Consider the following 24191-nt stretch of genomic DNA (forward strand, 5'->3'; position numbering starts at 1 on the left):
TTCCGTACCCGGCGATGTGCCAGCGCGGAAGGCAGGATGGGCGGTCTTACCCCAGCACCAGTTTCCGGGTGTGGCGGGCGATCATCAGTTCCTCGTTGGTGGGGATGGCCCACACCCCGTAGGCACTGTCCGGCGCGCTGACCTTCATCGCATGGCCGTCGTTGGCGGCGGCATCCAGCCGTACCCCGGTCCAGCCCAGCAGGTCGCAGACCCGCTGCCGCACCGCAGCGGAGTGTTCGCCGATCCCGGCGGTGAACACCAGCGCATCGATGCCGCCGATGGCGGTGGCCAGCGCCCCGACTTCCTTGGCGACGCGGTAGATGAACAGATCGACCGCCTGTTTCGCTTCCGGTGCGTCGCTGTCCATCAGCACCCGCATGTCGTTAGACAGGCCGCCGGAGACGCCGAGCAGGCCGGATTCCTTATAAAACAGCTTTTCCAGTGCCTTGGCGTCCAGACCGTCCTGCTGCATCAGGTGCAGCACCACGCCGACGTCGAGGGATCCGCAGCGGGTGCCCATCATCAGGCCGTCAACGGCGGTGAAGCCGATGGAGGTATCCACCGACCGGCCGTCTTTGATGGCGCACATGCTGACACCGCTGCCCAGATGGGCAACGATCACCCGGCCCCTGGCCGCCTGCGGATCAAGGTCTTCCAGACGGTGGGCGATGTATTCATACGACAGGCCGTGGAAGCCATAGCGCTTGATACCGGCGTCGTAATATTTGCGCGGCAGGCCGAACATCTCCGCTTCCAGCCGCTTGTGGGCATGGAAGGCGGTGTCAAAGCACACCACCTGCGGCAGGTCGGGGTGGAGTTCCGACAGGGCGGCGATCGGGGCCAGATTGTGCGGCTGGTGCAACGGGGCCAGCGAGGTCAGCGCCCGCAGGTCATCCAGCACGCTTTTGTTTACCAGCACCGGCGCGGAATAGCCCGATCCGCCATGCACCACCCGGTGCCCGGCGGCGCGCAGGGTGGCATCGCCCAGATGATCCTCAATCCAGTCAATCAGCCGCCCGAGCAGGGCCGACTGTTTGCCGACCTCCACCGGCGGCCACAGGTCATCGGCCGCCACGGTGCCGTCGGCATCCTTGGCGAAGAAGTGGGGGGTGATGCCCACCCCCAACCCTTCCAACTGGCCGTTACAGGTCAGGCGCAGGTCGCCGTTGTCGGTGACATAGACCGAAAACTTGATCGACGACGATCCGGCATTGATGACAAGAAGTCCGTCAGACATGGGTTATTCCGCCCCTCCGCCGGTCATCAGCTTCTTCTTGCCGGTGCGGCGGGCCTGCGCATACAGCGCGGCGACGGCGCAGGAGGCAAGGCGGGCCTTCACGGTATCGGCGCGGCTGGTCAGGATGATCGGCACCCGGGCCCCGAGGACGATCCCGGCGGCTTCGGCTTCGGCCAGATAGCACAGCTGCTTGGCCAGCATGTTCCCGGCTTCCAGATCCGGCACCAGCAGGATGTCGGCATTGCCCGCCACCGGGCTGGTGATCTTCTTGATCCGCGCCGCTTCCGGAGAAATGGCATTGTCGAAGGCCAGCGGACCGTCAAGGATCGCGCCCTTGATCTGGCCACGGTCGGCCATCTTGCACAGGGCGGCGGCCTCGATGGTGGAGGTGATCTTCGGGTAGACCGTTTCCACCGCCGACAGGATCGCCACCAGCGGGGTGGCAACGCCCATTACCTGCACCAGATCAATGGCGTTCTGGCAGATGTCGACCTTGTCTTCCAGCGTCGGATAGATGTTGATGGCGGCATCGGTGATGAACAGCGGCTTGGGGTAGGTCGGGGTATCCATGATGTAGACATGGCTGATCCGCCGCCCGGTACGCAGGCCGGTGTCACGCTTGGCGACCTCGTGCATCATTTCGTCGGTGTGCAGGCTGCCCTTCATCAGGGCTTCGCACTCCCCGGTGCGGCACAGGGCCACCGAGACTTCGGCGGAGCCATGGGAGTGTTCAGTGTTGATGATGCGCAGGCCGGTCAGGTCCTGCCCGAACTGCTCGGCGGTTTCGCGGATCTTGTCTTCCGGCCCGACCAGAACCGGGGTGATGATGCCGTTCTGATAGGCATCCAGCGCCCCGGTCAGCGAGATTTCGTCGCAGGGATGGCAGACCGCCACCGACACCGGCGGCATCGACTTCACCTGCGTGATGATGTCTTCGTACACATGCGACCGGCGGCGCACCTTGGCTTCCGGGACGAAGGCCCCGGCGATGCGGACCTTCTCAGTCGGGGCCTCGACCACCGCCTGACCGTCAATCACGGTTTCGCCATGCTGGTTGATGGCCAGACAGGCCAGCGTGATGCTGTTGGTGGCGTCTTCCTTGGCGGTGACGGTAATGGTCAGGGTCAGGGTATCACCCAGTTCCACCGGACGGTGGAAGGTGAAGCTCTGGGTCTTGTAGACGCTGCCGGGGCCGGGCAGTTCGTTGCCGAGCAGGGCGGAGAACAGGGAACCGCCCCACATGCCATGGCCGCTGATCTTCTGGGACTTCAGCAGGCGGGTGGCCCATTCCTCGTCCAGATGGGTCGGGTTGTAGTCCGCCGACAGGGCGGCGAACATCTCGGTATCTTCCTTGGTCAGGGTCCGCACCAGCGAGGCCTTGTCTCCGATCGAGATCTCGGCATAGGTCCGGTTTTCGATACTCTGCATGGTTTACTCCCCTAAAGCGTCCGGCAGCGGGCCGGGCAGCGGTGTGGACGGTTCCCCGATACCGTCTTTTCCTAAGCCATAATACTAATATGGATTTTTGCAACAGCGAAGGAGAAAGCGGAAAAAGGATTTATGACAGTTCCCTGATGCACCGGGGCAGGCAGCGCCACCGTTTGCCAAGCCTCCGGCCCCATGGCAGGATCGGCCGCAGGGTTCTGGCAACGGTGAGTGGGTTCTGACATGAGACCGGCAGATGACGACGTTCTGGTATATCAGCCCGAGGCCGAAACGGCGGCGGAGCAGGAAACCGGGGTGGCGTGGAAAGTGCTGGTGGTGGACGACGATGCCGAGATCCATCATGTGACCCGGATTGTGCTGGATGGTTTTGTTTTCCGCAACCGTCCATTGAAAATCATATCGGCATTCTCCGCCCGACAGGCGAGGGAACGGCTGGCAGAGCACCCGGATACGGCGGTGATGCTGCTGGATGTGGTGATGGAAACCGACGATGCCGGTCTGGCGCTGGTGTCGGAGGTGCGCGGCGCGATGGGGCTGGAAGCGCTGCGGATCGTGCTGCGCACCGGTCAGCCGGGGCAGGCACCGGAGCGGGATGTGATCCTGCGCTATGACATCAACGACTATAAAAGCAAAACCGAGCTGACCGCCCAGAAGCTGCTGACGGTGACGGTGGCAGCCCTGCGGGCCTATGAAGGGATTTCCAGCCTGCACGACAGCCAGCGGATTCTGGCCGATACCAATGCGGAGCTGGAACGGCAGGTGACCCAGAGAACGCGGGATCTCGCCGCCTCGGAGGCGCATTACCGGGCGCTGCTGGAAGGGATCCCGGAAGGGGTGATCGCGGTTGATGGCTGGGGGCTGATCCGCTCCGTCAGCCCGTCGGCGGAAGCGGTGTTCGGCATGACGGCGGAGAACCTGACCGGAAAACCTTTTCCCCTGCTGTTTGACACCGCCACCGCCGCCGATCTGAAACCGCTGTGGGGACCCCCGGCGGACGGTGCGGCGGCGACGGCCTGCCTGATTGGCAGGGGGGCGATGGAGGTGCGGGGCCGCCATGCGGACGGGCGTCTGTTTCCGATGGATCTCTCGATCAACCGTCTTGAGTATGCCGACACGGTTCAGTACGTGGCGACGGTGCGCGATGTCACCTCCCGCCACGATTATCAGGAGGCCCTGCGGCAGGCCAAGCGTGACGCCGAGCAGGCCGCCCGCGCCAAGTCGGAATTTCTGGCGGTGATGAGCCATGAAATCCGCACCCCGCTGAACGGCATCATCGGTATGGCGCAGATCCTCAGCGACAGTCTGGACGACGAGGGGCAGAAGGATTTCGCCCGCATCATTCTGTCGTCGGGGGAAAGCCTGCTGAAAGTGCTGAACGATATCCTCGATTTTTCCAAGCTGGAGTCAGGGCGCGTGACTCTGGAGGACCGGCCGTTCCATATCGCCGGAATGGTCGAGGAAACGGCGGCGCTGATGGAAACCACGGCGCGGGACAAAGGCATTGTCCTGACCACGCTGCTGCGCGGCGATGTGGCGGTGCAGGTGACCGGTGATGAAGGGCGCCTCCGGCAGGTGTTGCTCAACCTGCTGTCCAATGCCGTCAAGTTTACCGAGCGTGGGGAGGTGCGGGTGGAGATGACCTGCCAGACCGCCGAGGATGGGTTGTCCGCCTCGGTCGATCTGGCGGTGGTTGACACCGGGATCGGTATCGCCCCGGAGGATCAGGCCCACCTGTTCCAGCATTTCATTCAGGCCAACAGCACCATTTCCCGCCGCTTTGGCGGTACCGGGCTGGGGCTGGCGATCAGCCAGAAGATCATCGCGGCGATGGGGGGCACCATCGGGGTTGACAGCACACCGGGGGCCGGGGCGCGGTTTACGGTGCGGGTGGCCCTGCCGGTGGCCGGGGCCGATCTGGCCATTTTTGATGAAGCGGCGCTGGATGTGTTGACCATGGCGCTGGGGCCGGAAGGGGTGACCGACCTGATGCGGCTGTTCCTGAACGATGCCGACCGCCTTCTTCAGGTGATCGGAGACTGTCTGACCGGCGAGGACGGCGGGTTTGTGATGACCCCGGCGATGGAGCTGGCCCGGACCTCGGACCGGCTGGGTTGCACCATGCTGGCGGCACAGGCGCGGCAGCTGTTGGTGGAGGAGGATCCGGCCCGGCTGGCTTCCCATGCCAAAGGGCTGTGGCTGGTGATGGCGCGCACCCGGCAGGGACTGGTGGCCCGGTTTCCTGACCTTGACGGAGACAGCGGCTGAACCCGCCTGTGGCTCTGGCGGTTGGGGCCGATTACCGTGACCGGGATAACAGATGCGTGAGGAGGATGGGCCTCACGCGGCTGTGAGTTCTCAAAATCTCCGTTGGTTGGTACGGTCATTTCAGAGCCGGGGATTGATCTCTCTCAGAAAACAGGAAATGATTTTTCTCTGGGGGAGCAGAACAGATCCGGTTTTTGATTTGGGAGTGTCTCTCGTCACTCTCCTTTTTTGAAAATGATCCTGATCATGATTGTCTGTCAGGAAACCGCAGGAGTTATTCCCATGACCGTCACCACGCTGCGTCCGCTGTCTCTGGCTGCTGTTGCCCTGTCTGCCGCCCTTGGCTCCGCTGCCCTGTCTGCCCCGGCCTCCGCTGCCGGAGAGATGGAAAAGTGCTTCGGCATTTCTGCCGCCGGAAAGAACGACTGCGCCACCGCCACCTCGTCCTGCGCCGGGACCTCGAAGGTGGATCGTCAGGGGGATGCGTTTGTTGCCGTCCCCAAGGGCACCTGCACCAAGATTTCCGGCGGCAGCCTCGAACCGAAGAAATAAGCGGTTCCGATCCACAGGACTTCCGGCTGGCGGAGGGGGGATGCCTTCGCCGGACCGGCTGGCCGACCGCCAAGGGAAGACTGACCGATGATTTCCGCTGACGCGGCCCCCGGGCTGCCGCGCCGGGCTGGTATTGGCCTGAAGCCGCAGCATTATGCCGATATTCTGCGGGCCGGGCCGCAGGGTTTGAGTGTCGGCTGGTTCGAGGCTCATCCTGAAAACTATATGGGAGCAGGGGGGCCGCCGCACCGTTGGCTGACGGCGATCCGGGAGCATTGGCCGCTGTCGCTGCATGCGGTGGGCTTGTCCCTTGGCTCGGCGGAGGGGGTGGATCCCGCCCATCTGACCCGGCTGAAAGCCTTGGTTGACCGTTATCAGCCGCAGATGGTGTCCGATCATCTGGCGTGGAGTCAGGTGGATGGCCTGTATCTGAATGATCTGCTGCCGGTGCCGTTGACGGCGACGGCGCGGGATGTGTTTGCCGATAACATTGACAGGGTGCAGGCGGCGCTGAAGCGCCGGATCCTGATTGAAAACCCTTCCGTCTATCTGCGCTGGACCGGGGCGGAGATGACCGAGACAGATCTGCTGGCCGATCTGGTCCGCCGTACCGGCTGCGGTCTGCTGCTGGATGTGAACAACGTTGCGGTCAGCTGCGGCAATCTGGGGGCTGATCCGGTGGCCTATCTGCGGGATTTTCCCATGCAGGCGGTGGAGGAAATCCATCTGGCCGGTCATGCGGTGCGCGTGGTCGAAGGGCAGATGATCCGCCTTGACGACCATGGCAGTCCGGTCAGCCCGGATGTCTGGGATCTGTTTGCCCTGACACTGCGATGGATGCGGGACCGGGGACTCCCCCCTCCGCCAACCCTGATTGAATGGGATACCGATGTGCCATCCCTGTCGCGCTGGCAGGAGGAAGCGGTGCAGGCCAATCACCTGCTGTCGTCTGTCTGGCAGCAGGAGGGGACCGATGACCGATAACACTGTGGCCGGACTGGCGGCGCTGCAACAGCGTTTTGCCCGCTGGGCGCTGGGGCAGACTGAGGAGGTTGATTTTGTCGGCCTGATTGAGGGGCCGGGGCTGTGGGTCCACCGCAATACGGTGCGCCTGACCCTCGGTGATGCCTTGGGGGATCTGTTTCCGGTGACCCGGCAGGTGGTCGGCGATGACTTTTTTCTCCGGGCGGCGAAGGATTTTCTGCGACAGGAGCCGCCACGGGCGGCAACCCTGCTGCACTGGGGGGGCGGCTATCCCGCCTTTCTGGAGCAGTATGCCCCGGCGGCTGATCTGCCCTATCTGCCCGACCTTGCGCGGCTGGAATGGCGGCGTCATCTGGCCCTGCACGGGCCGGAGGCCACCCCGCTGACGGCGGCGGATCTGGCGGCGCTGCCGCCGGAGCAGGCGGATGACGTGACCCTGTGCCTGCACCCGACCGCGCATCTGCTGGTCTCGGACTGGCCGGTGCTTGATCTGTGGCAGGCGCATCAGACCGAAAACGGTCTGGACAGACTGACGTTTGCAAGAGGCCGACAGGAGATCCTGATCGTCCGCCCGCATGCGATGGTTGAACTTTACGCCCTGCCTGCCGGAGGATCCGGCTTTCTTGCCGCGCTGGATCAGGGGTTGGCGGCGGCGATTGCCGCAGCGATGGTAGAACACCCCACCTTTGATGCCGGGGCACTGCTGGGGCTGGCCCTGAGTCAGGGATGGTTCCGCAGCCCTGTCCCTGAAACCGGAGCAGAATGACAATGGCCGTTTCTATCCGCACGTCTGACCGCATCCTGTCCCGTCTGCCTGAGGGACTGCTTGTTTTACTGGCCCGTCTGGGTATGGCCGGGGTGTTCTGGCGGTCCGGCCAGACCAAGGTGGATGGCTGGACCGTGACCGATGCCACGGTCTTTCTGTTCGCCGAGGAATACCGCCTGCCGCTGTTGCCGCCGGAACTGGCGGCATGGCTGGCGGCGGGGGCGGAGCATCTGTTCCCGGTCCTGCTGGTGCTCGGGCTTGGCAGCCGCTATGCCGCTCTGGCACTGGCCGCAATGACGCTGGTGATCCAGATTTTTGTCTATCCGGGTCTGTGGCCGGACCATCTGACGTGGCTGGCGGCGCTGCTGCTGATCGTCGCCCGTGGCGGCGGGCCGCTGTCGCTGGATGCCCTGCTGGCGTCCCGGCACCGCTGACCGTCTTACTTCAGAAATGATTTAAGCGCGGAAGAAAACTGTACGGCCAACCTCTGATCAGATTATGGTGATCACGGAGTGTAACGGGGGCCGGTCCGGTGCGTGATTACAGGTCTGTATTGTCGATTTTTGCCATTGCGCTGCTGGTTCTGGCGGCGTGGACGTCATGGTTCGAGTGGCAGAACCGTCAGAACATCCGCCAGTCGGCACGGGTGGAGCTGGCCGCCCGGGCGGATGCGCTGACCGGAACCTTCCTGTCGGCTTTTCAGGTGGTGGAAAACACGCTGGTGGCCGTCGTTGCCCGGCGGCAGGAAAATCTGCGCCGCAATAACGGTATTGACCCGGAAGCACAGTCGACAATCGAGGCCCTGAGCCAGTTCACCGGCCAGATCCGCAGTCTGGTGGTCTTCGATCAGGCCGGGAACTCAGTCTATGATTCCACCGGCTTTCCGGCCCCGCCGGTCAACGTTGCCGACCGGGATTACTTCGTGCATTTCTCCCGCACCGATCATGGCAATGGCCGCGATACCTTCCTTGGGTCGCCGGTGATCGGCCGCACCAGCGGAACATGGTTCCTCAGCATGAGCCGCGAGGTGGTCAATGCCGACGGCCGCTTCTCCGGTGTGGCGCTGGGGGTGATGGATATCGGCTTCCTCCAGCGGCTGCTGCGGGAATCGCGCCGGCATGAGGATGCGGCGCTGGCACTGGTGACGGCGGACAATGTGATTGTCGCCGCCTATGTGCCGGGGGATGAGACCTCCCTGACCGGAAAGCGGCTGGACGAGACCCGGATGTTTGGCGATGTCGCCGCCCGGGTTGCCGCTGCGGCGTCCCCCTACGGGGTGTTTGATGCTGACGACACCCTGACCGCCGTGGCCGCGGTTTCAGGGATGCCGGTGCGGGTGGTGATGATGCGCACCTGGGACAAGGCCAACAGCCAGTGGCATGCCTCGCTGTCCCGCCAGCTGTTCCTGCTGGCCGGAACCCTGATCGTGCTGTTTCTGGTCTGGGCCCCGGTGTCACGGGTGATTCGCGACCGGGACCGGCTGTTCACGCTGTCACCGGATCCGGTCTGTGTTCTGGAGGCCGACGGGCGGTTTCTGTCGGTCAATCCGGCGTGGGAAACCACCCTTGGCCTGCCACGGACGGAGATCATCGGGCAGTCGGTGCTGGACTTCGTCCACAGCGAGGACCGCAACCGGCTGGCCGATATTCTGCTGCGGCTGTCGGTCGGTGGACGGGTGGAGGAATTTACCCTGTGTTTCCGCGACCGTGCCAACGGGCAGGTGTATCTGTCGATGGTGGCGGTGGCGGAAAACAGCCGGGTCTTCGCCATTGCCCGCAATGTGACCCAGCGCCTGCTGTCGGAGGAGGCCCTGCGCCGCAGCGAGCAGCGCTTCCGCGATGTGGCCGAAGCCTCCGGTGAATTCATCTGGGAGACCGATGGCAGCGGTATGCTGGTGTTCGTCACCGACCGCGCCCGCACCGCGCTGGGGGTGGCGGCGTCGGAGCTGATGGGCCGGGCGCTGGCGGACCTGATCGGCGAGGCCGACCGCCCCCGGGTGGCGGCGGCCCTGCGGCGTTACAGTCCGTTCCATTACGAGGTGGAAACCCGCCGTGCCAACGGTGGCCGGGTGATCCTGCGGCTGTCCGGGGTGCCGGTGGTGGATGGCAGTGACCGCCTGACCGGGTTCCGGGGGGCAGCGCTGGATGTAACGGAGCGCCGTCAGGCCCGTCAGGCCCTGCTGGAAAGCGAGGCGCGGTTCCGCAGCATCGTCAATACCGTTATTGATGGCATTCTGACGGTTGATGAATACGGCATCATTGAGTCAGTCAACCCGGCAACGGAGCAGATGTTCGAGTACTCCGCCCGGGAGATGATCGGCCGCAATGTTTCGATGCTGTTTGCCGGGGATGCCGCCCTGCCGCATCAGGATTTCATGGCGCTGTACAGCCATTCCGGTGAACAGGGCGTACTCGGCAACGGGCGGGAAATCCTCGCCTGCCGCAAGTCCGGGCAGGAATTTCCGCTGGAGCTGGGGGTCAGTGAGGTCTGGTTCGGCGGCAAGCGCCTGTTCATCGGCGTCTGCCGCGATATTTCCGAACGCAAGCGTATTGACCGCCTGAAGGATGAGTTCGTCTCCACCGTCAGCCACGAACTGCGGACCCCGCTGACCTCAATCCGTGGGGCGCTGGGCCTGATCAATGGCGGGGCGGTGGGCGAACTGCCGCAGAAGGCCCGCAGTCTGGTCAGCATCGCCTATTCCAACAGCGAACGGCTGATCACGCTGGTCAACGATATTCTGGATATGCAGAAGATTGAGTCCGGCCGGATGGTCTATGACATGCGTCCGCTCGATCTGGGGGTTCTGCTGCGCCGGGCGGTGACGGAGATCAACGCCTTTGCCGTTCAGTACGGGGTGCGGGTTGATCTGGCGGCACCGGACGAAAACGGTGCTGAGCCGGTGATGGTGCAGGGCGACGCCGACCGTCTGGTGCAGGTGTCGATCAATCTGCTGTCCAATGCCATCAAGTTTTCGCCGGAAGGCGGGACGGTTACGGTTTCCCTGCACCGGCGGAATGGCCGGGCGGAGGTGCTGGTCAGCGATCAGGGGCCGGGGATTCCGGAAGAGTTCCGGCCGCATATCTTCCAGAAGTTCTCACAGGCGGATGCCACCGATACCCGGGCCAAGGGCGGCACCGGTCTGGGGCTGTCGATCGCCAAGGCCATCGTTGATCATCATCACGGGATGATCACCTTCGAGACCGCCGCCGGGCAGGGCACCACCTTTGTCCTCAGTCTGCCGATGCTGGAACCGGCCCGTAACAGCGGGACGGAGGATGGTGTGACCGACCCTGCCGGTGCTGCCGGGGCGTCTGAGGCTTCCTCGCCGTGTACGCTGCTGGTGGTGGAGGATGATCCGGTGATTGCCGATCTGCTGACCGATTATCTCCAGCAGGACGGGTATCAGGTCTCTGTGGCGGCATCGGTGACGGCGGCCCGCGATATGCTCAAACAGGGTCGCTTCGACGGGATTACGCTGGATCTGATGTTGCCGGATGGCGACGGCCTGACGCTGGTGGATGAAATGCGCCGTCAGGGCAGTCTGGGGCAGGTGCCGGTGGTGGTGGTCTCGGCGATTGCCGATGACCGCCGGGTGCGGGGCGAGGCTTTGGGGATCCATGACTGGGTCCGCAAGCCGATTGATCCGGATCTGCTGATGGCCAGTGTGCGCCGGGCGGTTCCCGGCGGCAGCCGCGCCAAAGCCCTGTATGTGGAGGATGACACCGATCTGCGCCAGACCCTGAAGGCGGTGCTGTCGGCGCAGGTGGATCTGACCGGGGCCTCGACGGTGCAGGATGCCCGGCGGATTCTGGCGCAGGGCGGGGACCTTGATCTGGTGCTGCTCGACCTCCAGCTTCCCGATGGCCGGGGCGAGGAACTGTTCCCCGATATCCGGGCCCATCCGGCCCATCCGGCGGTGGTGATCCTGTCCGGGCTGCCGGGGTCGCCGCCGACGGATGAAATGATTGCGGCGGCTTTGGTCAAAAGCCGGGTCAGTAACGAAGAGCTTGTGGACATTGTGCGGACGCTGGTCCGTGGTCGCCGGGACAGAACCGCCGCAGAGGGTGCGGCGGACACCGGTGAAAACAGGAGTGATACGGTATGACGGCGCCTCTGGAACGGGTCCTGTATGTCGAGGACGACAGCGATATTCAGGAAATCGCCCTGATGGCTCTGGTCGATCTGGGGGGGCTGGCCGTCAAGGTCTGCTCCTCCGGGATGGAGGCGCTGAAGATCTTCCCGGAGTTCTGCCCGCAGATGGTGCTGCTGGATGTGATGATGCCGGGGATGGACGGCCCGACCACCATGGCCTCGCTGCGGACCCTGCCGGGCGGAGCGGCGATGCCGGTCGCGTTCATGACGGCGAAGGTTCAGTCGCATGAGGTCAGCCGCTATCGGGACATGGGGGCGATCGGGGTTATCAGCAAGCCGTTTGACCCGATGACGCTGGCGGATCAGGTCCGGGCTCTGTGGGCTGAGTGGCGGGAAACGCAAGGGGGGACCGATGCTGAATGAAAAGCTGCGGGGGCTGCTGACCCGCTACTGTGATTCCCTGCCGGACCGACAGGCCAGCCTGACGGCGGCGTTACAGGCGTTGTCTGCGGCGTTGGACACCGATTTCCGGGCGGGGGAGGCGTTTGCCCTGTTCCGTCGGGATGCCCACCAGCTGGCCGGGTCCGGCGGCAGCATGGGCTTCCCGGAGATGGGGCGGGTTGCCCTGTCGCTGGATGTGGCGCTGGTGGCACTGGCCGAGGCGGAAGCGGCCCCCGGTGCGGCGGATCTGGCCCAGCTGCGGCTGCTGACCGGGGCGGTGCTGAAGCGCCTTGCCACCCTGAAGCCGGAAGACAGTTCCCTGTTGCAGCCGGTCGATGAGCAGGCCGAGGCGATTCTGATGGCCGGGGATGTGGCACCGGGATTTGCGCCGCCGGGGATACCGCTGCGGCAGTCGCTGCGGCTGGGGACCGAGATCATTCTGGTCTCGCAGGATGATGTCGTCATCGGCCACCTGCAAAGAGATCTGGCCCCCTATGGTCTGGCGCTGACCGTACGGCGGGATCTGGCGGCGCTGCCGTCCTCGCTGTCGGGGATGACCACGCTGGTGATCGTGGACCGCGCGGTCTGCGGGGAAGACGGTCTGCTGCCGCCGAGTCTGACCGCCGGACTGGCGGCCGATGTGCCGGTGGCGGTGATGGACCATGATGACAGTCTGGACCGCCGGATCGCCGCCCGGGCCGCCGGGGCTGCCGCCTTTGTCGGCAAGCCGGTCAACGCGGCGGTGGTGGTTGACCTGCTCGACCGGATTCACCACATGCCTGACCCACGTCCTCCGACAGTGGTCATCGCCGGGAACGGCGGCATGGACCGGGCTCTGTGTGCCCATGCGTTGCAGGCCGCCGGGATGACCTGTGCCCTGCCGGAAGAGCCTGATGATCTGTTGGGGATTCTGGCGGAAACGCGCCCTGATCTGCTGATCCTGCTGCGCCGCTGGGATGGCCTGTCGGCCGCCGATATTCTGGGGGCGCTGCGTCAGCATCCGGCTCATACCAGTCTGCCGGTCCTGATCCTCGGGGGTGGCGACGGAGATGGGCAGGAAGACAGTGTCGCCGGGGCCGATCTGGCCCTCAGCCTGCCGTTTGATCCCGATGCGCTGGTGCTGTCGGTCTGGCACCGGGTGCAGCGGGCCCGGGAGATGCAGGCCCTGATCACCCGGGATTCCCTGTGCAACCTGCTGACCCATGGTGCCTTCATCAATCAGCTGGAGCGGGAACTGTCACTGGCCCGGCGCAGCCGTGCCGACCTGACCGTCGCCCTGCTGGATATTGATGGCCTGCGGGAAATCAACGAACTGTGGGGGCACCAGACCGGCGATGCCGTTCTACAGGGTTTTTCGCGGCTGTTGCGGCAGCGGATGCGCAAAACCGATATCATCGGCCGTCTGGGTGGGGAAACCTTCGCGATTATCCTGCCGGGGGCGTCGAAGGCGCAGGCCCGTCAGGTGATTACCGATATCGCCGGGGCCTTCCGCAGCCTTGAGCAGCCCTGCCGCGACGGGGTGTTTCAGGCGACCGTCAGCGCCGGGATTGCCGATTTCGCCGATGGGTCCGGTACGGTCCGGGATTGTCTGCGGGCGGCGGATTCTGCCTTGTTTGCCGCCAAAAACCGGGGGCGGGATCAGGTGTGTCTGGCCACCCCGGTGCGGGTGGAGGCCTGAGGGCCCCCGATAACAGGACGACAGCAGGAGTATGCACACGGTGGCAGTCAGTCCCGCGGTTTCGGCGGACCGGATTCTTGATGCGCTGGGCGATATGGTGGTGGTGGTCGATCCCCGCTGCCGGATTGTCTATCAGGGGCAGGGGGTGTCCCGGTCTCTGGGCTATGCCGATGGTGCGCTGACCGGCCGTCTGCTGCCGGAATTCGTCCATGTTGACGATCAGGATACCCTTCTGGCGGTGCTGGATCCCCTGCTGTCCGGGCAGGGAGAGGAGGCCCGCTGCTCCGTCCGCGGTGCGACGGTGTCGGGGGACTGGCGGACCGTTTCAGTGGTGGCCCGCCGGTTGTCCGGCAGTGACCATGTGGTGATTGCCGGGCGGGATGTGACGGCAAGCCATCAGCGGGAACAGGGGCTTCAGCAGGCGCGGGAGCGGGCGGAGGAAAGCGGGCAGGCCAAGGCCGACTTTCTGGCGATGATGAGCCATGAAATCCGCACCCCGATGAGCGGGATTATCGGCCTGATTGACCTGTTACGGGGGACGGAGCTGAACGCCCGCCAGCAGGATTACGTCCGGGCGCTGGTTCAGGCCGGGGAACATCTGTCGGACCTGCTGAATGATATTCTCGATTTTTCAAAGATCGAGGCCAACCATCTGGAAATCGAGGTGGTTGCCTTTGACCTGCGGAAGCTGGCCGGGGCGGTGATGGATATTTTCCGGGCCCGGGCCGAAGCCAAAGGGCTGGCCCTGCGCGGCAGTGTCGCCCCGGGTCTGTCGCGGTGGTGGAAAGGGGATTCCCGGCACCTGCGGCAGGTGTTGGCCAACCTGATCGGCAATGCGGTGAAGTTCACGGACAATGGCCACGTGGAGGTCAAGGTGACCGCCCGGGGGGAACCGGGGCCGGATGGCCGCCAGATGCTGGAGTTCTCAATCTCCGATACCGGCATCGGGATTACGGAAACCCAGAAGGCGCAGCTGTTCCAGCCGTTTGTTCAGGGGGACCTCAGCAGCACCCGCCGCCATGGTGGCACCGGTCTGGGGCTGGCCATCAGCAAGCGTCTGGTGGAGGCGATGGGGGGCAGTATCTCTCTGACCAGCCAGCGGCATGTCGGATCGACATTCCATTTTTCGGTCCCGATCCTGCCGATTGAGGCCCCGCGCGGGCAGGTGCTGCCACTGGATCCGGCCCGCCCCTTCGAAGGGCGGATTCTGATTGTCGATGACTCCGACCTCAACCGGATGGTGCTGGGGGATATGCTGGAACGCTTCGGTCTGGCAGTCACGACCGCCAACAATGGCCTCGAGGCGTTGGAGAAGGTCCGGAAGGAACCCGGGTTTTCCCTGATCTTCATGGATATCCAGATGCCGGTGATGGATGGGTTTTCGGCGATGGAAGCGATCCGGCGGCAGGAAGCGGCCACCGGGGGACCGGCAACGCCGATTCTGGCCCTGTCGGCAACCGCCCTGCGGGAAGACCGGGAACGGGCGCTGGCGCTGGGCTGCAACGATTATGTGGTCAAGCCCCTGCGCAAGGATGTGCTGCTGACCCTGCTGCGCACGTACTGTCAGTCAAAGGACAGCAGCCGGTCGTTGTCAGACCTTGAGATGCAGCCCCCGGAGCCGGCCTCGGAGACGTCTCCGGCGGCACTGGCGGTGGAGCCGGAACTGGCGGCGCTGATCCCGGTGTTTCTGAACGGGGTTGCCGATGATCTTTCCGCCCTGCGACGGGCGGTCTCTGCCGGGGATGGTGCCGGGGTGCGCCGGGCGGCACACACCATGAAGGGAAATGCCATGCTGTTCGGGCTGGCCGATCTGGTGGAGTGCCTGCGGACTCTGGAGGCGGCGGGAAATGAACAGGTGTCCGGGGCCAGTTCCCCCGAAGTCTTGCAGCGGCGCTGTATGTCTCTGGTCGCCCGTCTGGAAGGGTTGCTGCACGATCTGGGCCGGGGGGCCGCCGGATCCGGGCCGGGCTGACTAAATCTGTTTGTGCTGTGATGGAAAAGGCTTACTGTCACCTGGACCGTACTGAGTTCTGATGCGGGAAGCAGGGCAGGGTCAGGGGTAACGAATTCGGGTGTTCTCAGCCAGCAGGGTCCTGTGTGCCCTGCCGGGAATGCCACAGTCCGGTGGGCAGGAAGAGAGGGACAACCGTGAAGCACGACAGGATCATTGAAATCCTGCTGGTCGAGGATAATCCGGGAGATGCCCGGCTGGCGGCCGAGGCTTTCAAGGAGGGAACGATCCCGACCCATTTGCATGTGGCGTCTGATGGTATTGAGGCGATGGCTTTTCTGCGCCGTCAGGGGCGCCATGAGTCGGCACCGCGGCCTGACCTGATTCTGCTGGATCTGAACCTACCCCGGAAGGATGGGCGGGAAGTGCTGGCGGAGATCAAGGAAGACCCGGCGTTGCGGCGGATTCCGGTGATTGTTCTGACAACCTCGCAGGCGGAAAGCGACGTATCCCGGGCCTACGATCTGCATGCCAATTGCTACATCGTCAAACCGGTTGATTTCGACCGCTTTATTGATGTGGTGAAGGGGATTGAGGATTTCTGGTGTTCATTGGTCAAACTGTCCCCGGTGTGAGTCCGGCATCTATCCGTGGTTAAAAAAAGCCCCCGCTGCGGGGCTTTTTTGCTGCCTGGCGGGGAAGGTTTAACGTGATACATATTTTCAGGCTTAAATCTGAAAATTGAAACACTATTAATTTTGCGGTATTGTGATCCCTGACAGAAAGCCGTGGCAGGGTTGCATCGTTGCCAGATCACGTCCTGCCCGGTTTGCCGGGCTGGCGGAACAGACTGGCGGTGCAGCGGCATAACCGGCGAGGCCGCCCTGCCGCTGGGGGCCGCTACCGAGGGAACGACAGGGATCATGCGGGAATCGCTGCATATCATTAAACAGGAGCACCGCAATCTGTTCCGCATCGTCAATATGATGGATCAGATTCTGCGGGGCCTGAAGCCGGGCGATACGCCGGATTTTGCTTTTCTGGATGATGTTCTCGATTACATCGAAACCTTCACCGATGTGTATCATCATCCGAAGGAAGACCAGTTCCTGTTCCGGCTGCTGCGCAACCGGGATGCCGGGGCGGTGGCGATCATCGAGGAACTGGAGGAAGAGCACGAGCGCTGCCCGGTATCGCTGAAATCCCTGAAGGAAGGGCTGGCGGCCTTCCGGGCCACCGGCCCGCAGGGGCTGGAGACCTTCCGGGCGCAGGCGTCGGAATATCTGCGGTTCCAGACCAAGCATCTTCAGAAGGAGGAAGGGATCGTGTTGCCGCTGGCGATGCGGGCCCTGACCGATGAAGACTGGGAAGAGATTGACGCCGCTTTCCGCGATAACAGTGATCCGGTGTTTGGTCCGCAGGGGCGGGCGGAAACCCGGTCGCTGTACAGCCGGATTGTCAACGAGGCCCCGGCTCCGTTCGGATTTGGTGACTGATCCGCCTGCTGCGGACCATGCCAGACTGTTGTTTCGCGCCCTGCGGGGAGGATACTCCGGCGGGGCGCGTTGTTTTGTGGCAAAAAAGGACTTCTCATAACAGCACGAATCATAATATCACAATTTGTGACGTTATTGAGAAGGGGCTTACGATGCATTCCCGTTTTGATGAGTTTCGGGCGACGCCGCTGGGCCAGCAGCTGGAGGCCCTGATTGATGCACCGGGGCGTTATGCCGAATATGCGGCACTGTCCCGCGCCGGGGTTCCGGCAGTGGCGGCGGTGGTCCACGATCTTCAGTCCCGGTTTCCTGAAGTGGTGGCCAGCCATACCGCCCGGCAGTTCTGTGGGGCGATGGTGGCGGATGTGATGCGCCGTCATCACCATGAGATTCTGCGGCCGCGCGGGCGGGTGCCGGGGGATCTGCTGACCTACGGCGCGGTGTGGACGCCCCTGCCGGAGGTGATTCCCTTTCCGGCCCTGCTGGAGGCCCTGCGGCGGATGCCGGAGGAAATTGCCGCCCTCTACGCGCGAATTCCCACTGGGCAGAGTGGTCAGCGTCCGCCGGGGTCCGGACTGGCGGCGGGCGAACATCTGTGCCATCTGCGCGATCTGGACGAGATCTACCGCACCCGCGTGGAGCGGATCCTGCGGGAGGATCTGCCCGATCTGCCCTCGGTCAACGGACAGGTTCTGGCGGATGAGCGGAACTACCGGGCGCAGGATCCGATGCAGGCCCTTCAGGCGTTCCGCGACGGGCGGCAGGCTTTGGTTTCGGTGCTGGAGGAGGCAACGCCGGATCAGCGGTGCCGGACCGGTCTGCGGGACGGAGTCCGCCGGGTGACCCTGCTGGAGGTGGTGGAGGATATCCACCACCACGATCAGACCCATGTGCAGGAACTGCACGATCTGATGGCGGAGTTGCAGGACCTGCCGAAGGGGCACGGCCCGGAACCGACGCGGGCCTGAACGGACAGAGGGGCCGGGAAGGGATCCCGGCCCCGTCCTTTATCCCAGACCCTTCACCGATTTCTGGTAGGGCACCCGGGCATCATGGCCTTCGCCGTCAACGGCAAAGCCGGACACCAGCGCGTATTTCAGTTTGGCCGCTTCCCGCAGATCCTCGTCATCCCGCAGGCCCCAGGCGTAGCGCAGGCGGGGCAGGCGGCCCCGGCAGACGGTGGCCAGATTGGCAAAGTCCTGCAAGGCGCGGATCCTCTGCTCGGAGGAAACCCCGTGGCGGCTGAGGTCATTCAGGTCCATGCCGACGGCATCAGCCCGTCCGGCATGGGGAGCGATCCGCTCCAGATGGCTGAGCAGGGAGCGGACAAACACCCCGCCACAGACACTGCGCAGGTCAGAAATCACCTGCGGCAGGTCGGACAGCGGAAAATTGTCCAGCACCCCGACCAACTCAATCCGCAGTTCCATCTGCCGGTCAGCCGGAACGGCCTTCTGAAGCTGGGCCACCATCCGCTCGCGGTTTTTGCCAAGCATGGACCGGAAGTGCAGCGGCAGGATGAACACCGGCCGCTCCTTCCATGGCTGGGTTGCTTTCAGCTGGGCTGACAGGCTTTCGAGACCGTGCATGTCCACCGCCACGGTCAGCGGATCATCATAGCCACCGTTCAGCACCCACTGGCCGCTGCGGCGTCCGGTTTCCGTCTCGCGGCGGGCGATGGACTGCATGCCCTGCACCATGCCGCTGTCCAGCGTCAGCACCGGGGCATAGACGGTGGACAGCTGATGGTGCAGCTTGGCGAGGATCTCGTTGCTCTGACTCTGGGCCTGCGCGGCGGCGCTGGGGCGCTCGAACATATGGGCGACAGCGTTGTCGACCAGTTCGGACAGGGAGATTCCCTTTACCTGCACCCCGTTACCCTTCAGGGTCACCGGCTGGCCGGACAGCAGGCGGTCACGCATATCGGTGGCAATGGTGGTGGCCCGTTGATCGGCTTCGCCGGAGCGGTTCTGGGCCAGAAAGGTGACAAAGGAAACATCGCCCTGGCGGCTGTAGGCATCACGGCTGCCCAGCCAGCCCTGTAGGATCCGTTCCGCTGCCAGCACCGTTCCTTCCGCAACAGCCTGCCAATGGCTGCCGAAGGCTTCGCGGAACTCCTTCAGGCTGAAGACATACAGCCGGGGCAGGCCAACGGTGGCGGCGCAATATTCCCGCACCACATTGGCCAGCCCCATCTGCGGAAAATCATCGCCCTGATCCGTGCTCTCTTGCAGGGAGCGCAGCGTCACAATCGGTTCAGTCATGGCAGAATTCCCCCAACCCTATGGAATCCTTTTGGACAGACAGCAGTCTTATGATGAAGGCTCCCGTTATCCGGGAATCTTTTGCTGCCCTGTTCCTTCAGGGTATACCCCATTGTGCTTGAAAGAAAAGCCTGTGATGCAAATCACCGTGCGTATCAGATATCCCTGTTTTTCAGGGCTTAGGGGGTATACTGGCCGACCAGCAGGAATTCGACATTCCCTTCCGGCCCCTTGATCGGGCTTTCGGTGATGCCGTCCACCCGCCAGCCGGGGCGGTTGCCCAGCCAGTCGCGCATGGTGTCGCAGACCTCGGCATGCAGGGCGGGGTCGCGCACCACACCACCCTTGCCCAGCCGGTCCTTGCCGACCTCGAACTGGGGCTTGATCAGCGCCACCAGCCAGCCGCCGGGTTTCAGGAAGGTCAGCGGCGTTTCCAGCACGGTGCGCAGGCCGATGAAACTGGCGTCGCAGACCACAATGTCCACCGCCTCGGGGATCTGCTCCGCCGTCAGATGGCGGGCATTGGTGCGTTCCAGCACCACCACGCGCGGATCGGTCCGCAGCTTGTGGGCCAGCTGCCCATAGCCGACATCCACCGAATAGACCTTTGCCGCCCCATGGGTCAGCAGCACATCGGTGAAGCCGCCGGTCGAGGACCCCACATCCATCCCCACCCAGCCGGTGGGGGTGATGCCGAAGGTGGTCAGCCCCTTCTCCAGCTTCAGGCCGCCGCGCGAGACCCACGGATGGTCCTGCCCCTTCAGCTCCACCGTGCGGTCGGTGGGGATTTTGGTGCCGGGTTTATCCATCTTCTGGCCGTTGACGAGGACCAGACCGGCCATGATCAGGGCCTGCGCCCGGGTGCGGCTTTCAGCCAGACCGCGATCGACCAGAATCTGGTCCAGCCGGTCTTTCCCGATCTTTTCAGCCCCGCCCTTTGCCGGTGGGGTGCGGTCACTCTCACTCACGGTACGCTGTCCTTCAGGGTTGCCATGTATTGGGCCATGCCGTTCATCAGCATCTGCACCGCCACCACCACCAGAATCATCCCCATCAGGCGTTCCATCAGGTTCAGGCCCTTATCCTTCAGCCAGCGGCGGCCGAAGTCAGCGGCAAAAATGATCGCCCCGCCGATCAGCCACGCCACCAGAACGGCGGTCAGCCAGTCGGTCATCCGGCCGGGTTCCTGGGTCGCCAGCAGCATGACAAAAGCCATGCTGGACGGGCCCGCCACCAGCGGAATCGCCAGCGGCACCAGCCACGGGTCAGCCTCTCCGCTGTTTCCGGCAATGCCGCCATGGCGGCCGGGGAAGATCATCCGCAGCGCCACCAGAAACAGCACCACGCCCCCGGCGACCGACAGGGCCGGGGTGGAAATGCCCAGCGAGGTCAGGATCACCTTCCCGAAGAACAGGAAAATCATCAGGATCACCAGCGCGAACGACAGTTCCCGCAGGATGGCGAGGCGGCGTTTGCGGTTTTCCAGCTTACCGAGCACGGACAGGAAAATCGGGGCGTTGCCGAGGGGATCCATCAGCAGAAACAGGGTGATCACCGCAGATGTGACGGTCATGTCAGTGCTCCTGCCGGGTCATGGGAAAACCGCCCCGGAGCCGGAAAAGGGCACCGGGGCGGAGTGGGGGAGAAGACTGCGCCGGTCAGGCCGGAGTGGCAGACCCGGTTGAGGCGGATCCGGTTTCCGGCTGGGCATGGCCGAGAATATCCAGCACCCGGGCGGCAATCTGCCGGGCGGTCAGGCCCGCCAGTTCCAGCTGCTTGGCCGGGCTCTCATGCTCAATAAAGCTGTCGGGCAGGCCGAGGGTGCGCACTTTCAGGCCGCCGTCCAGCGCCCCGGTGTCGGACAGATGGGTCAGCACCATCGCCCCGAACCCGCCCCGGGCACTGTCTTCCACGGTGATCAGCACGTCATGGCGGCTGGCCAGATCGGCCAGCAGGGCGGCATCCAGCGGCTTGGCAAAACGGGCGTCGGCGACGGTGACCGACAGGCCATGCGCCTGAAGATCATCGGCGGCAAGGGTACACTGGTGCAGGATCGGCCCCAGCGCCAGCAGGGCGACGCCGCGCCCGTTGCGGACGATGCGGCCCTTGCCCAGTTCCAGCACCTCGCCGGTTTCCGGCAGCGGCACCCCGGTGCCTTCCCCGCGCGGATAGCGGAAGGCGATCGGCCCGCTGTCATGGGCGGCGGCGGTGGCGACGGCGTGGACCAGTTCGGCCTCATCCGAGGGGGCCATCACCACCATGTTGGGCAGGCAGCACAGGTAGCACAGATCGAACGAGCCGTGGTGGGTGGCCCCGTCGGCCCCGACCATTCCGGCGCGGTCGATGGCGAAGCGAACCGGCAGGTTCTGGATCGCCACGTCATGCACCACCTGATCGAACCCGCGTTGCAGGAAGGTGGAATACAGGGCGGTGAACGGCTTGTAGCCTTCACAGGCCAGACCGGCGGCAAAGGTTACGGCGTGCTGTTCAGCGATGCCGACATCAAAGGTGCGGGCCGGAAATTCGCGGGCAAATACATCCAGCCCGGTACCGGCCGGCATGGCGGCGGTGATGGCGACAATCCGGTCATCGGTGCGGGCGGCGGCGGTCAGGGCCTTGGCGAACACCCCGGTGTAGCTCGGCGCATTGGGCTTGCCCTTTTCCTGCGCCCCGGTGACGACGTTGAAGCGGGCGACGCCGTGGTACTTGTCGGCGGCGGCTTCGGCGGGCGGATAGCCCTTGCCCTTCTGGGTCACCACGTGGATCAGCACCGGGCCTTCGCCGTGGTCCCGCACGTTTTTCAGCACCGGCACCAGATGGTCCATCTGGTGGCCGTCGATCGGGCCGACGTAATAGAAGCCGAGTTCCTCGAACAGGGTGCCGCCGGTGACCATGCCCCGGGCGTATTCCTCCGCCCGCTGGGCCGCCCGCTTGACCGGGCCGGGAAAGCGGGACGACAGATCCTTCAGAAGATGGCGCAGCGAGACATAGGATTTGGAGGAAATCAGCTTCGACAGATAGGCGCTCATCGCCCCGACCGGCGGGGCGATTGACATGTCGTTGTCATTGAGGATGACGATCAGGCGGCTGTCCATCGCCCCGGCGTTGTTCATCGCCTCATAGGCCATCCCGGCGCTCATGGCACCGTCCCCGATTACGGCGATGACGTGGTTTTTCCCCCCGGCGAGGTCGCGGGCCACCGCCATGCCGAGACCGGCGGAGATCGAGGTGGAGCTGTGCCCGGCCCCGAACGGGTCGTATTCGCTTTCAAAGCGGTTGGTGAAGCCGGACAGTCCACCGCCCTGCCGCAGGGTGCGGATGCGGTCCCGTCGCCCGGTCAGGATCTTGTGGGGGTAGCACTGATGCCCGACATCCCAGATCAGGCGGTCCGCCGGGGTATCGAACACGTGGTGCAGTGCCACGGTCAGTTCCACCACGCCCAGCCCGGCCCCCAGATGGCCGCCGGTGGTGGAGACCGCGTCAATCATCTCCTCCCGCACTTCCTGCGCCAGTTGCACCAGCTCCTCAGGCTTCAGGGCCTTGAGGTCAGCGGGGGAGCCGATGGCGTCAAGCAGGGGGGTGACCGGGCGCGGAGTGGCGGGAGTGGACACGGGCAGACTCTATGGCTTCAGAAAAAGATCACCGGTCTGGCGGGCAGGGCCCGGCCGGTCCGGAGGGGGGAATGAATCCGACAATAGCAGATCCCGGCAGCCGGAACGAAGTCCAACCGCCGGAAAGACATATTTCGATCAGGATTTCCGGTCCAGAACATACTGCACCACATCGCGCAGCAGGTCGGCCTCACCGTCAAACACCTTCAGGTGGGAAATCGCCTGATCCCCCAGAATGCGGGCGTGATCCCGGGCCCGGTCCAGCCCCAGCAGGGTGACAAACGTCACCTTGCCGGAGGCGGCATCCTTGCCCTGCGATTTGCCCATGGTGGCGGGGTCGCCTTCCACATCCAGCAGGTCATCAACGATCTGGAAAGCCAGCCCGAGATCATGGGCATAGGCCTGCAACGCCTGCCGCAGCTGCGGCGGAGCCTTGCCGAGGATCGCCCCGGCCATGCAGGAAAAGCCGATGATCCGCCCGGTCTTCATCTGGTGCATGCGGGTGATGGCGGCGACATCCAGCGCATCGCGGGTGTCGCCATGCCGTTCGGTCAGCAGGTCAAACATCTGTCCGCCGACCATGCCGTGCGGTCCGGCGGCGCGGGCCAGTTCGCTGACCAGCTGGCAGCGGACGGAGGGGTCGGCGTGGGTGGTCTCGGCGGCCAGCACCTCGAACGCCCGGGTCAGCAGGGCATCCCCGGCCAGAATGGCGGTGGCTTCGTCATACTGGCGGTGGCAGGTCGGGCGGCCCCGGCGCAGGTCATCGTTATCCATGGCCGGAAGGTCGTCATGGATCAGCGAATAGCAGTGCAGCATTTCCACCGCCGCCGCCGTCCGCAGGGCGGAGCGTTCCGCCACCCGGAAGATTTCGGCGGTGGTCAGCACCAGAAACGGGCGCAGGCGCTTGCCGCCGCCCAAGACGGAATAGCGCATCGCCTCGAACACCCGGCCTTCCGGGTCGGTGATCTCGGGGATCAGCAGGTCGAGGGTGCTTTCAACGGCGTCGGCGCGGTCGCGCAGCGCCGCCTTCAGGGCGTCACTCATGCCGGGCATGGCGGGGTTCCCTCTCAGACCGGATCAAACGGGGTGGTACCGGCGGCGGTGCCGTCGGCGGAGATCATGATCTTTTCCACCTTGGTCCGGGCTTCGGCCAGACGGCGTTCGCAGTGGCGCTTCAGGTGCGACCCGCGTTCATAGGCGGTGACGGCCTCGTCAAGGCGGACCTGACCGCGTTCCAGCTGCTGCACGATCTGTTCCAGTTCGCGCAGGGCGTCCTCGAAGCTCAGGGCTGCGATGTCGGCGGGCAGGGCGGCGGTATCGGTCATGCTGTCGGGCTTCCCCAGAAAGGACGGGTCCGGGTTACGGACGGGCGGAAAGGCGGCCAGAATATAGTCCGCCGGTCCCTGCT

General features: G+C 64.5%; 20 protein-coding genes. 12 read left to right on the forward strand and 8 right to left on the reverse strand.

Going from position 1 to position 24191, the window contains the following annotated elements; genetic code table 11:
- Positions 1-46: 46 nt before the first annotated feature.
- Complete coding sequence (locus FHS48_RS11530) at positions 47-1237, reverse strand: acetate/propionate family kinase (RefSeq protein WP_184263709.1); 1191 nt, start codon at positions 1235-1237, stop codon at positions 47-49.
- 3 nt (positions 1238-1240) lie between these two features.
- Positions 1241-2665 carry a bifunctional enoyl-CoA hydratase/phosphate acetyltransferase gene (locus FHS48_RS11535; RefSeq protein WP_184263710.1) on the reverse strand — a complete coding sequence of 475 codons (1425 nt, stop codon included), beginning with the start codon at positions 2663-2665 and terminating at the stop codon, positions 1241-1243.
- Positions 2666-2905: 240 nt separating this feature from the next.
- On the opposite strand from FHS48_RS11535, the gene FHS48_RS11540 reads away from it, so the two are divergent.
- The 12 genes from FHS48_RS11540 (at position 2906) to FHS48_RS11595 (ending at position 17876) form a co-directional block, all read left to right on the forward strand.
- Positions 2906-4948 carry a hybrid sensor histidine kinase/response regulator gene (locus FHS48_RS11540; RefSeq protein ID WP_184263711.1) on the forward strand — a complete coding sequence of 681 codons (2043 nt, stop codon included), beginning with the start codon at positions 2906-2908 and terminating at the stop codon, positions 4946-4948.
- 282 nt (positions 4949-5230) lie between these two features.
- On the forward strand, positions 5231-5500 hold the full coding sequence (locus FHS48_RS11545; protein WP_184263712.1) for a BufA1 family periplasmic bufferin-type metallophore: 270 nt from the start codon (positions 5231-5233) through the stop codon (positions 5498-5500).
- Between the two features lie 87 nt (positions 5501-5587).
- Positions 5588-6484 carry an MNIO family bufferin maturase gene (bufB, locus tag FHS48_RS11550; RefSeq protein WP_184263713.1) on the forward strand — a complete coding sequence of 299 codons (897 nt, stop codon included), beginning with the start codon at positions 5588-5590 and terminating at the stop codon, positions 6482-6484.
- Positions 6474-7250, forward strand: coding sequence for an HvfC/BufC N-terminal domain-containing protein (locus FHS48_RS11555; RefSeq protein ID WP_184263714.1), 777 nt, complete (start codon positions 6474-6476; stop codon positions 7248-7250). Before bufB ends, FHS48_RS11555 begins: the two co-directional genes overlap by 11 nt.
- 2 nt (positions 7251-7252) lie before the next feature.
- Positions 7253-7684, forward strand: coding sequence for a DoxX family protein (locus FHS48_RS11560; protein WP_221443482.1), 432 nt, complete (start codon positions 7253-7255; stop codon positions 7682-7684).
- Positions 7685-7782: 98 nt separating this feature from the next.
- Positions 7783-11355: a PAS domain S-box protein gene (locus FHS48_RS11565; RefSeq protein WP_184263716.1), complete on the forward strand. Its 3573-nt coding sequence runs from the start codon at positions 7783-7785 to the stop codon at positions 11353-11355.
- Positions 11352-11765 (forward strand): response regulator, encoded by a 414-nt coding sequence (locus tag FHS48_RS11570; RefSeq protein WP_184263717.1) that lies wholly within the window; start codon positions 11352-11354, stop codon positions 11763-11765. The genes FHS48_RS11565 and FHS48_RS11570 overlap by 4 nt, the downstream gene beginning before the upstream one ends.
- Positions 11755-13461, forward strand: coding sequence for a GGDEF domain-containing protein (locus FHS48_RS11575; protein ID WP_184263718.1), 1707 nt, complete (start codon positions 11755-11757; stop codon positions 13459-13461). Before FHS48_RS11570 ends, FHS48_RS11575 begins: the two co-directional genes overlap by 11 nt.
- Positions 13462-13501: 40 nt before the next feature.
- Complete coding sequence (locus FHS48_RS11580) at positions 13502-15433, forward strand: ATP-binding protein (RefSeq protein ID WP_184263719.1); 1932 nt, start codon at positions 13502-13504, stop codon at positions 15431-15433.
- A gap of 194 nt (positions 15434-15627) precedes the next feature.
- Positions 15628-16047, forward strand: coding sequence for a response regulator (locus FHS48_RS11585; RefSeq protein WP_184263827.1), 420 nt, complete (start codon positions 15628-15630; stop codon positions 16045-16047).
- Positions 16048-16335: 288 nt separating this feature from the next.
- On the forward strand, positions 16336-16908 hold the full coding sequence (locus FHS48_RS11590) for a hemerythrin domain-containing protein (protein WP_184263720.1): 573 nt from the start codon (positions 16336-16338) through the stop codon (positions 16906-16908).
- A 152-nt stretch (positions 16909-17060) separates the two neighbouring features.
- Positions 17061-17876 (forward strand): DinB family protein, encoded by an 816-nt coding sequence (locus tag FHS48_RS11595; RefSeq protein WP_184263721.1) that lies wholly within the window; start codon positions 17061-17063, stop codon positions 17874-17876.
- 39 nt (positions 17877-17915) lie between these two features.
- On the opposite strand, the gene FHS48_RS11600 is transcribed toward FHS48_RS11595, so the two are convergent.
- From FHS48_RS11600 to FHS48_RS11625, 6 genes are all read right to left on the reverse strand, one after another.
- The gene (locus FHS48_RS11600) at positions 17916-19172 is read right to left on the reverse strand and encodes a hypothetical protein (RefSeq protein WP_184263722.1); all 1257 of its coding nucleotides are present in this window, start codon (positions 19170-19172) and stop codon (positions 17916-17918) included.
- 179 nt (positions 19173-19351) lie between these two features.
- Positions 19352-20140, reverse strand: a complete 789-nt coding sequence (locus tag FHS48_RS11605) for a TlyA family RNA methyltransferase (RefSeq protein WP_311769127.1) — start codon at positions 20138-20140, stop codon at positions 19352-19354.
- Complete coding sequence (locus tag FHS48_RS11610; RefSeq protein WP_184263723.1) at positions 20137-20745, reverse strand: MarC family protein; 609 nt, start codon at positions 20743-20745, stop codon at positions 20137-20139. Before FHS48_RS11610 ends, FHS48_RS11605 begins: the two co-directional genes overlap by 4 nt.
- A gap of 85 nt (positions 20746-20830) precedes the next feature.
- The gene (gene dxs, locus FHS48_RS11615) at positions 20831-22783 is read right to left on the reverse strand and encodes a 1-deoxy-D-xylulose-5-phosphate synthase (RefSeq protein WP_184263724.1); all 1953 of its coding nucleotides are present in this window, start codon (positions 22781-22783) and stop codon (positions 20831-20833) included.
- Positions 22784-22921: 138 nt separating this feature from the next.
- Positions 22922-23836 carry a polyprenyl synthetase family protein gene (locus FHS48_RS11620; protein ID WP_184263725.1) on the reverse strand — a complete coding sequence of 305 codons (915 nt, stop codon included), beginning with the start codon at positions 23834-23836 and terminating at the stop codon, positions 22922-22924.
- 14 nt (positions 23837-23850) lie between these two features.
- The gene (locus tag FHS48_RS11625; RefSeq protein ID WP_184263726.1) at positions 23851-24108 is read right to left on the reverse strand and encodes an exodeoxyribonuclease VII small subunit; all 258 of its coding nucleotides are present in this window, start codon (positions 24106-24108) and stop codon (positions 23851-23853) included.
- Positions 24109-24191 lie beyond the last annotated feature (83 nt).

The sequence above is a fragment of the Novispirillum itersonii genome (assembly GCF_014205675.1).
GTDB lineage: Bacteria > Pseudomonadota > Alphaproteobacteria > Rhodospirillales > Rhodospirillaceae > Novispirillum > Novispirillum itersonii_A.